Origin of the sequence: Peribacillus sp. NPDC058002 (assembly GCF_042886655.1) — a bacterium.
GTDB lineage: Bacteria > Bacillota > Bacilli > Bacillales > DSM-1321 > Peribacillus > Peribacillus aracenensis.
On sequence record NZ_JBHVQU010000376.1, the window covers coordinates 1 to 2,628 of the forward strand.

Below are 2,628 nucleotides of genomic sequence, written 5' to 3' on the forward strand. Positions count from 1 at the left end.
CCTGGAACTTCAAGACATCCCAATCAAGCGAACGGTCTTTCAATCGGGCAACATATTTTTTTTCAAAATCCTTCACTGAAAAAGCTTCTTTTGTCATTTTAAAATTCCTCCCTTATTGGTTGTTACTAAAACGTATTATGTTTTACAAGCAAAACAATGTTTTGTCTATGAATTAAGTCTAAAATGAAACCGCTTCAATGTCAATTAATTTTTAGAATATTTAAAACTATTTTTATAATTCGAACGCTTGGCGCTTCGGGATAAACGTGTAACGATATAATCTAATATCCGCTTTTATTAAACAAAAAAAAGTGTGGATACCCTATTGGGAGATCCACACTTTCGAAAAAGGTTATTAACTTATTAATAGATTGGGGCTCAGGTAAGATCAGACATCTTCGTGCTGATACGGCTTAACCCCGCTATATCCCATATAAACGGATAACTGCCGAGAAACTTCCAAAAGTTTCGGCAAGGCAATTTTATCGATGAAATCCTCCTGGTAAGCAGACTCAGTTGCCACGACATTCAAGGCAGCCAATACTTTCCCAGTCCGGTCAAAAATCGGAGCGGCAACAGAACGGATGCCAGGGTGGAATTCCCCGCTTGTCATCGAATAACCATTCTGCCGGATTGAATCCAGCTGTTTTTGAAATTCACCCGGCGCGGTGAGTGTTTGGTCTGTATAAGGTGTCAGGTTTGAAATTTTGAACATTTGCATTAACATTTCTTTCGGTTGATATGCCAAAAGTAATTTTCCATTGGCCAATGCATGTGCCGGCAGCCGTAAACCTATATTTACATTGACAGCGGATACCCCTCTGATTGGGGCACTTCCAACATAAACAACTTCCTGCCCATCCAAAATGGATAGATGGCAGGAGGCTCCGATTTCATCACGCAAGTTCTCCATATATGGTTGGACAATTTCCTGGAATTTCAAGCTATTCAAATAGCTGAATCCCAATTCAAGAACCTTTGGGGTTAAACTATAACGTTTGGTATGTTCATCCTGAGACAAATAACCGATATTTTGTAATGTGAATAATAAACGATATGGTACCGTTCTGCTTACTCCCAGTTGTTTTGCAATTTCTGAAAGAGACAAACTCGGCTGTACTTCATTAAAGAGCTTTATGATTTCCAATCCTCTAACCAATGAATTAGCGCTATATTTCTCTTTCTCTTTTTCTTCGCTTGCCATTCGAGAATTCCCCCCGTTGTAAATAAATCTCATTTTCTCCTGAACATAACCCATTCAGTAAAGCTTTCTTCATACCTGGAAAGAAGAACTTGCAGTATATGTACATTTTTTTCTGGAAGTTCTGGAAGTTCATTTTGTGAATGTTTTTGATGCATACTTCCAATGGATGCATACCTTTGTCTGTAAAATCCGTTCCATAATCATTGAACACACCTGAATTCAGCTGATCACATAAATGGCCGAACTTCCCGAACAATGAAAAACCCGGAATTAGGAATCAATGTCCAAAAAATTCTTGACTCACTATCAGTTCACCACAAGACCAAAGTCGGAACAGATATTGAAGATAGGATGTCCACTTTATCCTGGGGAAGCACTTCGGCCAGATGTGTTTCGCTTACTTAACTAGACAGAAACAGAGGCTCCAGTAGTGCACTGTCTCTGTTTTGCATGTTCATCTGATTTACGTTTCGATGGATTATAATCCATTTAGAAATTTCCGTTCACTTTCATCCATTCTAACAACAGCTGCCCAACAAGTCACATCAGATATGATCAATGCCTTTTCCACTTCCGGAAAACGGCTAGTAGAATCGAGAGCATAGCCGAGCCCATCAAATGACCAAGCAGGTATCCCCTAGTTTCCCAAACACTGTTGGATAACAAGCGCTTTTATTACCCTTTTTTCAGATAATGAATCGGGCATCCTTCTAATTGTCTAATTGCATCCCTTCTAACCATTACTCTTCATGTTTAATTAGAATAGTGTATATGTGTCAATTAAAGCATATTTACATATATAAAACTATTTGGAAGCCTAGCTTAATTGACGTATCGATAGAAAAGCTTGATAAAACCAAATATAACGAATATTACAAATGAAAACAAATAAAGAATTATACATCGATATATTCTGCCAAATCATAATTTTTCCATATTAAGTATTTCATATACAAAACAATATAAATGAATTATAGATTTTCCTGATTTTAAATTCAATATCAACAAGTCAGAATTTTTAATAATATAATAATAATTTGTTTTTTTGTCACAGAGAATGAAATTTCCTTCTATTTTTATGTCCTTGCTTGATAGTGGCCATTTACTCAAAAGGATGAAACGGAGTTCGTTTTTAGGTGAAAGTGCTCATATTTTTGTTTATTCTAAAAATAAAAAATTATCAAAATATTAAATTGACAATCAAATTATTTTAATTTATCGTTAAGAAAGTAAAACTTTGTTTTCCTTGCAAAACATTTCCGTGACTTTTTATCTATCAAAATTATAAGAAAGGCGGGATTAAGCTCTTAAATGAAAAATCAAAACTAGTACCTTTCTATAGGGAAACCGTAATTCACTTATTCGCAATGGTAAGTGTTTTTAGGGAATGCTAAAAAGCGAAAAGGAGATGGTATTATGCTAAA

General features: G+C 35.6%; 1 protein-coding gene. It reads right to left on the minus strand.

The window, feature by feature from the left end:
- Positions 1-388: 388 nt before the first annotated feature.
- Entirely contained in the window at positions 389-1,204 is an 816-nt protein-coding gene (locus ACFVSH_RS25230; protein ID WP_387708490.1) for an IclR family transcriptional regulator, read from the minus strand.
- Positions 1,205-2,628: the final 1,424 nt, after the last annotated feature.